This window comes from Corallococcus sp. AB049A (assembly GCF_003668885.1).
GTDB classification, from domain to species: Bacteria; Myxococcota; Myxococcia; order Myxococcales; family Myxococcaceae; genus Corallococcus; species Corallococcus interemptor.
The window spans coordinates 1-7588 of sequence record NZ_RAWL01000411.1; the positions used below are offsets into that span (position 1 = coordinate 1).

6 protein-coding genes are annotated in these 7588 nt (G+C 72.3%); 3 read left to right on the plus strand and 3 right to left on the minus strand.

Features of this window, described 5'->3' with window-relative positions; all coding sequences use genetic code 11:
- Positions 1-90: 90 nt before the first annotated feature.
- Together D7X55_RS31795 and D7X55_RS31800 are read left to right on the plus strand one after the other, a co-directional pair.
- Positions 91-1578: a glutamate--cysteine ligase gene (locus tag D7X55_RS31795; RefSeq protein ID WP_120551037.1), complete on the plus strand. Its 1488-nt coding sequence runs from the start codon at positions 91-93 to the stop codon at positions 1576-1578.
- Positions 1579-1683: 105 nt separating this feature from the next.
- Positions 1684-3150, plus strand: coding sequence for a hypothetical protein (locus D7X55_RS31800; protein ID WP_158626452.1), 1467 nt, complete (start codon positions 1684-1686; stop codon positions 3148-3150).
- 28 nt (positions 3151-3178) lie between these two features.
- Here the strand turns inward: D7X55_RS31800 and D7X55_RS31805 are convergent, their stop codons facing one another.
- From D7X55_RS31805 to hemG, 3 genes are all read right to left on the minus strand, one after another.
- Positions 3179-3946 (minus strand): LytTR family DNA-binding domain-containing protein, encoded by a 768-nt coding sequence (locus D7X55_RS31805; RefSeq protein WP_121725027.1) that lies wholly within the window; start codon positions 3944-3946, stop codon positions 3179-3181.
- The gene (locus D7X55_RS31810) at positions 3943-5001 is read right to left on the minus strand and encodes a sensor histidine kinase (protein ID WP_121725028.1); all 1059 of its coding nucleotides are present in this window, start codon (positions 4999-5001) and stop codon (positions 3943-3945) included. Before D7X55_RS31810 ends, D7X55_RS31805 begins: the two co-directional genes overlap by 4 nt.
- A 255-nt stretch (positions 5002-5256) precedes the next feature.
- Positions 5257-6657, minus strand: coding sequence for a protoporphyrinogen oxidase (hemG, locus tag D7X55_RS31815; protein WP_121725029.1), 1401 nt, complete (start codon positions 6655-6657; stop codon positions 5257-5259).
- Between the two features lie 103 nt (positions 6658-6760).
- Here hemG and D7X55_RS31820 point away from each other — a divergent pair, with 103 nt between their 5' ends.
- A complete protein-coding gene (locus tag D7X55_RS31820; RefSeq protein ID WP_120551042.1) occupies positions 6761-7450 on the plus strand; it encodes an SDR family oxidoreductase in 690 nt (229 codons plus the stop codon).
- Positions 7451-7588 lie beyond the last annotated feature (138 nt).

Consider the following 7588-nt stretch of genomic DNA (forward strand, 5'->3'; position numbering starts at 1 on the left):
CGCGCTGGGGGCTGCCCGGGGACGTGGGGGCGTCCAGCGGGTGACACCTCGCGTGCGAGCACGCCGCGCCGTGCCAATCGTGGAGGGCCTATGGGACTGGCCATCCAGCAGGAGGAGTTCACCCCGGAGGAGCACACGCGCTTCGTGGCGAGGCTCGCGGAGAGCCTGGAGGCGCTGCGCCAGGTGCTCAAGCGCCCCGGCTTCGGCGTGGGGCCCGTGACGATGGGCGCGGAGCTGGAGGTGGCGCTGGTGGACAGCGCGGGCTCGCCGCTGCCGGTGAACCAGCAGGTGCTGGCGAAGTCGGAGGATGACCGGCTGACGCTGGAGCTCAACCGCTTCAACATGGAGATGAACCTGCGCCCCTCGCGGCTCGCGGGGCGGCCGTTCACCGGGCTCCAGGCCCAGCTGGACGACGTGCTGGCGGAGCTGAAGCGCGCGGCGGCCACGGAGGGCGCGCGCGTGGCGGCGGTGGGCATCCTCCCCACGCTGCGGCAGGCGGACCTGGGCAAGAACGCGCTCACGCCGCAGCCGCGCTACCGGGCGCTGGCCACGGCCATCCGCAAGCGCCGCGACGGGCCCTTCCAGGTGGCCATCGCGGGCGACGACACGCTCAACCTCACCTGGGAGGACGTGACGCTGGAGGGGGCGAACACGTCGCTCCAGTTCCACCTGCGCGTGTCTCCCCAGGACTTCGCGCGCGTGTACAACGCCGCGCAGCTGGCCACCGGGCCGGTGCTGGCCGCGTGCGGAAACTCGCCGGTGTTCCTGGGCAAGCGGCTGTGGGAGGAGACGCGCGTGGCGCTCTTCCAGCAGGCCACCGACGACCGCAGCGACAGCGACGAGGCCGCGCACCTGCACCCGCGCGTGACGTTCGGGCACGGCTGGGTGCGCGAGGGCCCGCACGAGCTGTTCGCGGAGGCCGTGGCGCTCCATCCGGCGCTGCTGCCGGTGATGGGCCACGAGTCCCCGCTGGAGGTGGTGGCCGCCGGGGGCCTGCCGAAGCTGGAGGAGCTGCGGCTGCACCAGGGGACGGTCTGGGCGTGGAACCGGGCCGTCTATGATCCGCAGGGCGAAGGCCACGTGCGCATCGAGTTCCGCGCGCTGCCGTCGGGCCCCACGTCCGTGGACATGGTGGCCAACGGCGCGTTCATGCTGGGGCTGACGCTGGGGCTGGCGGAGCGGGTGGACGCGCTGCTCCCGGCGCTGCCCTTCTGGCAGGCGCGGCGCAACTTCAAGCAGGCGGCGCGGTACGGCCTGAACGCGACGCTGCTGTGGCCGGCGGAGGCCGCGCCCAGCCCCCGGGTGCTGCCGGCGGTGGAGCTGGTGAAGCAGCTCTTGCCCGTGGCGCGGCGAGGACTGGTGGCGGCCGGGGTGGAGGCCGCGGAGGCGGACGGGCTGCTGGACGTCATCGCCCAGCGCGTGGCGTTGAAGCAGACCGGGGCCCGCTGGCAGCGGGCGGTGCTGGAGCGGCTGGAGGCGCACATGCCCCGGCAGGACGCGCTGGCGGCGATGCTGGAGCGCTACCTGGAGCTGTCCGAGGAGGGGCTGCCGGTGCACACCTGGCCGGTGGACCGCTGACAGGATGGGGGTCTTGTCGGGACGGGGCGGTCGCGGTGAATAATCCGGCCATCCTGAAGGTCAGCCTGCGGGGCCTTGGGCCTCGTGCTGAAGGGTGCCGTTCCCGTGATTGCCTCCCTCTTCGCTTCGTTCCGATCCGGCGCCCGCCGGAGGTCCTTCCTCGTGCCCGCGCTCCTGTGCGCGGGTGTGCTGACCGCGTGCTCGACCACCCGGGGCAAGGCCAATGACCTGGCGGAGAAGGGCCGCTTCGTCGAGGCGGCCGAGGTCTACCTGAAGCTCGTCCAGGACGAGCCCAACAACCCGGAGTACCGCGCGTCGCTGGAGGACCTGCGCTGGCGCGGCCTGTCGCAGCTGCTCACCCAGGCCCGCCAGGCGCGCGTGGAGGGGCGGGACGAGGACGCCGAGGGCAACCTGGAGCAGTTCCTCTCCTACCGGGTGAAGTGGAACTCCAAGCTGGATGGCGGCATGGAGAGCTCGCTGCTGGAGGAGATGGCGGGCACGCACCAGCACCTGCGCCAGCTCATCGTCGAACAGGCGAAGCGGGGCCACGCGCTGACGGCGGAGTCGCACCTGGACCGCAAGCGCGCGCTCCTGTCCCATTCCGAGATGGCGCCCATCCGCCGCGACATGGAGGAGGCCGTGGCGCAGAGCGGCGCGGCGACGTGCGCGAAGCTGAAGCAGTCGCTGTCCGGCGGCGCGCAGCACTGGACGGAGCTGGTGTCTCGCTACTGCGTGCACTACCAGCAGTCCGCGCCCCGCGCCGGGCTGTTCCCGGAGGCGCTGGGCGTGCCCACGTGGCAGGTGTCCGTGGATGGCATCAGCAATGACGTCGTGCAGTACCTGACGACGCGGCTGGCGGGCGCGTTCGAGGCCTCGCCCTGGTACTCGGAGGAGTCCCAGCGCCACGCGCCGCTGACCATCGCCGGGAGCATGAGCGAGCGGCGCATCAGCGAGCCGGTGAAGCTGACGGCGCCGTGGACGGAGCGCGTGCCGTACACGGACCACGAGGACCGCACCGCGACGGCGGAGGTGCCGTACACGGTGGAGGAGTCCTACGAGGAGAAGGGCGTGATGAAGAAGCGCCTCGTCCACCAGAAGAAGACGGTCGAGTACAAGACGACGGTGGAGGTGACGAAGTACCGCGACGTGTCGCGCTCCTTCGACTACCACGCGCAGCGCCGGGGCGTGGAGTACCACTTCGCGGTGGTGGCCCAGGGCGTCCTCCAGGAGCGCCACGCGCCGCTGGCGGTGAAGGCGGAGAACTCCATCGAGGCCTCCGGCTACGAGCACAACATCACCTTCGAGCCTGGCGGCGTGCGGCCCCAGAAGTTCGAGCGGCCCGACAGGGAGAACTGGCTGGACGCGCAGCTGCGCGGCTACGAGCATGACTTCTTCGCGTCGCTCCTCACGCGCTGGCAGGAGGCGTACTGCGGCGCGCCCTCCTTCGGCGTGGAGGACGCGGCTCGCTGCGCGCGCGGTGGCGCGGAGCTGCCCGGCCCCGCGAAGCAGGCCCTGCTGGACACGCTGGGCGACGACGCGGCGCAGGTGCACCGCCTGTTCGTCTGGAACTGAAGGCCCGCTTCAAGCGCGGGGGGCGTCCTCAGCCCTCGTCCTCCGCGCCCTTGCGCAGGCCCAGCATGCGGCGCAGCTCGCGCGCGGACTGGCGGCTCACCTCCACCGCGTGCCCCCGCGCCGTGCGCGCCAGGTAGCCGCCCGTCTCCAGCGGCTCCAGCCGCGTCACGTGGGACAGGTTGAGCAGCGCTCGGCGGTGCACCCGGTGGAAGTGCTCCGGGGGCAGCTTGTCCGCCAGCTCGTTGAGCGTGAAGTCGGTGAGGAAGTCGCCCTGCGCGGTGAACACCGTCACCAGCTCGTCCTCCAGCGACGCGTGGGAGATGGCGTCCGGCGACACCAGCACCAGCCCCTGCCGCGTCGGGATGGGCAGCCGCGCCAGTGGCTGCTTCTCCGCCGCCGGCGCCGCCGCGGTGGGCGCCTTCACCCGCGCCGGCAGCCGCGCCCGCGCGCGCTCCAGCGCCTTCTGCAGCCGCGCCGCCTCCACGGGCTTCAGCACGTAGTCCACCGCGCCGTGCTCGAAGGCGTTCACCGCGTGCTCCGCGTGGGCGGTGCAGAAGATGACGTGCGGCCCGCCCTCCGGCAGCAGCCCCATGGCGTCCAGGCCGCTCAGGCCCGGCATGTGGATGTCCAGCAGCACCACGTCCACGCCGCCCGCGCGCACCGCCGCGAGCACCGAGTCCCCATCCACCGCTTCACCGCACACGCTCACGTCCGGCAGCGCGGCCAGCAGGCGTGACAGGCGCTTGCGGGCCAGCAGTTCATCGTCGGCGATGAGGACGCGCAGGGGCTCTCTCACGTGAGGACTCCGGGTTGGGGGCCCTGGCGGGGCAGGGTGACGGTGACACGGGTGCGCCCGCCGGCGCTCTCCAGGGACAGCAGCGCGTGGCCGCCGTAGGCCAGCGCCAACCGCCGCTCCACGGTGGGCAGGCCCACGCTGCCCTCGCGAGGCCCCCTGGACGCGCCCGGGTTGTCGATGGACACCACCACCGCCTCCCCGCGCGCCGTTACCTCCAGACTCAACGGTCCCCGGTGGCCGGCCGCCGGGCCGTGCTTCACCGCGTTCTCCGCCAGGGGCAGGAGCACCAGCGGCGGCACGGGCACGTCCCCCAGCTCGTCCGCCACGTCCACGCGCAGCTGGAACAGGTCCGGGTCCCGCAGGAGGTGCAGGTCGAAGAGCGTGCGCATCAGCTCCAGCTCCTGCGACAGCGGCCAGCTGACGCTGCGCACGCCCGCGAGCACCGAGCGCAGCATCGTGGACAACCGCAGCACGGCGGCCTCGGCGACGACGCCGTCCTCGCGGCACCACTCCGCGATGGCGTTGAGCGTGTTGAAGAGGAAGTGCGGATCCAGGTGGCTGCGCAGCGCCAGGAGCTGCGCCTGCTCGGCCTCCCAGGCGAAGCGGGTGGCGCGGGCGCGCTCGCGGGCCAGCGTCTCTTCAAAGCCGATGTCCCGCCCCAGCCCCCAGCCCGCCACGAGGAACAGGCCTCCGCAGATGGCCAGGTTGTACGGCTCCGACAGGAACGTGGGCTGCATCAGCATGACGCGCGGCAGGGCGTAGCCCACGGACAGCACCACGCCGCTGCCCACCGCCGCGTAGAGCAGCAGGCGGATGCCGCCATGGCTCAGGTCCAGCCCCTCCGGGAACAGCACCCGGTACGACACGGGCGCCACCGCGACGCACAGCAGGCACAACAGGAGGCCAATCCAGAACGCGCGCGGATCCAGGCTCCAGCGCACCTGCGCCGCGAGCAGCGGAATGGACACCAGGACGATGGGGACCAGCCGCCACGGCGCGACGAGCGCGCGCAGCGTGGCGCGAACGATGGAGCCTTCCGACGGCGTCTCCGGCATGCGGAAGCGGGACGCTACACCGTCCCGCGTCCTAGCGCTGGGGGACGGGCGCGGGGACGAGGTCCAGGACGAGTGTCCCGGCGAGCACCGCTGGGAAGAAGAGGACGGCGAGCACGAACAGGAGCGGCGAGCGCAGTGAGAACATGGGGGCTTTCTCCAGTGTCCGTGAAACATGACCACGCACTCTGCCCGTGACCCAGGGCCCCTTCGGGGAGGGTTGCCCCCGGCCGTCGGAGTCACTGGGTGAGCGGTCGCTCAGGCGCTCCGGGTGGCAGGTGCCGCCGGCCCTCCCAGCGCCTGGGCCAGCCGCGACGCCTCCCGGATGCAGTCGTTGACGCCCACGCCCCGGTACGCGTTGCCGGTGAGGTGCAGGCCGGGCCAGCGCTTCAGCCGCTCCTCCATCGCCGCCACGCGCTCCAGATGGCCCACGGTGTACTGCGGAATCCCGCGCGGCCAGCGGTACACCTGCGTCAGCTCCGGCGCCGCGGTGAGCCCCGTCATCGTCTTCAGCTCCTCGCGAGCGAGCGCCGCCAGCGCGTCCTCGTCCCGGTCGACGACCTCCGGCCTGCGCGCGCCGCCCATCAGGCACGTGAGCAGCACGCGCCCGCCCTCCACGCGGAAGGGGAACGTGGTGGACACGTGGATGGTGCCCAGCATCGCCGTGCGCTCCACCGCCGGCACCAGGAACCCGAACCCGTCCGGCTTCGGCACGCTCCCCGGCGCGAAGCCCAGGTGCACGACGGCAATGGGCGCGTACGGGATGCGGTCCGCCACGTCCGCCAGCTGCGCGTCCAGCGGGCGCACGAGCGCCGCCGCCACGTGCGCGGGCACCGCCAGCACCACGTGCGACGCGCTCAGCTCCTGGGCCTGTCCTTCTTGCGTGAACCGCACCTTCCAGCCGTCCGCCGCGCGCTCCAGCCCCTCCACCTTCGCGTCCGTGCGCACCGCGTCGCCCAGCGCCTTCGCCAGCGCGTCCACCAGCACGCCCAGGCCGCCGTCGAACGTGCTCATCTGTCCGCTGAGCCGGGGGCCGGGCTCCACCGCGCCCGGGGCCTTCGCCTGACGCGCCGCGCGCTGCGCCCGGATGGCGCCCAGGATGAGGCTGCGGTGCTCGCGCTCGAACTTCACCAGCTGCGGGAACGTGGCCTCCGCGCTCAGCTGCTCCGGGTCACCCGCGTAGGTGCCCGTCTGCATCGCGTCGAGTAGCACCGCCGTCGCCTCACGTCCCAGGTGGCGCCGCCCCAGCTGGGCCAGGGACTCGTCCGAACCCGTGGGGTTGCGTCCGCTGAACAGCTCGCCCACCACCCGCAGGCGGGACGCGAGGGGCAGGATGTCGGATTTCAGAAACGCCGGAGGCGATGTGGGCAGGGCCCGCAGTGCACCGCGCGTGAAGACGTAACGTTTTTTTGCCGCCGCGTCCGCCGGACGAATCCGGGCTGACACTCCCAGCGCATCCGCCAGTTCACGGGTTGTCGCCTCCCGGTCCAGGAAACTGTTGGGCCCGGTCTCCAACAGGTACCCCTGACGCGCATGGGTCTGCACGTTTCCACCCACGCGTGACGTTGACTCCAGCACCACGGCAGCCGTACCGCGAGCCCGCAATTGGTAGGCCAGGGCCAGGCCGGTGATTCCTCCCCCAATGACCGCGACCGTCATGACGTCCTACTCCCGAGCTTGTCCTGAGCTGAGCAACCCCGGGCGCCTTAGTGCGAAGGCAAGAGCTTTGCCAAGGGACGCCGACCGGCGCGTTAATAAAGGCATGCGCTATGTCATCACGGGAGCAAGCCGTGGCATCGGTTTCGAATTCGTCCAGCAGCTGCTGCGGCGCGGAGAAACGGTGGATGCGGGGGTGCGTGCTCCAGAGCTGGCGCGCCGGCTGGAGCCGCTGCTGTTGGAGGCGGGCAGCCGCCTGAGGATCCACCCACTGGACGTCACCCGCCCGGAGAGCGTCCAGGCCTTCGCGGAGCGCATCTGCCGCGAGCCGGTGGACGTGCTCATCAACAACGCGGGCGTGGCCGGCCAGTGGTCGGGGCTGCATGAGCTGGACTACGAGGACCTGGCGCGCACGATTGAAGTGAACGCGCTCGGGCCGCTGCGCATCACCTCCGCGCTGTTGCCCGCGCTGCGCCACGGCACGGGGCGCAAGGTGGCGCACGTCACGTCGCGCATGGGGTCGCTCTCCAGCAACACGGAGGGCGGCGCGTACGCCTACCGCATGTCCAAGGCCGCGCTGAACATGGGCGTGCGCTCCATGTCCAACGACCTGCGCCGCGAGGGCCTGGCGTGCGTGCTGCTGCATCCGGGTTGGGTGCAGACGGACATGGGCGGCCAGGACGCGCCGCTGCCGCCGGAGGAGTCCGTGCGCGGGATGCTGCGGGTCATCGACAGCATCTCGCTGGAGCACTCCGGCCGGTTCTTCGACTACGAGGGCGCGGAAGTGCCCTGGTAGTGGCCGGCGGGGACAGGGCCGCTGTTCTTCGCTGAACACGGCCCGGCCCCCAGGGGCAGGCAGGCAGCCCCGGGGGGCGAGCCCGTCGCTGGCGCCTGCCTGCCGTCGTCCCCATCTCCTCGCGAGGCAGTCCGCGGG

Bases quoted from the DNA above. Each gene is read 5' to 3' on its own strand.
- D7X55_RS31795 (WP_120551037.1), top strand. From the start codon at position 91: ATGGGACTGGCCATCCAGCAGGAGGAGTTCACCCCGGAGGAGCACACG.
- D7X55_RS31810 (WP_121725028.1), bottom strand. From the start codon at position 5,001: ATGCCGGAGACGCCGTCGGAAGGCTCCATCGTTCGCGCCACGCTGCGC.
- hemG (WP_121725029.1), bottom strand. From the start codon at position 6,657: ATGACGGTCGCGGTCATTGGGGGAGGAATCACCGGCCTGGCCCTGGCC.
- D7X55_RS31820 (WP_120551042.1), top strand. From the start codon at position 6,761: ATGCGCTATGTCATCACGGGAGCAAGCCGTGGCATCGGTTTCGAATTC.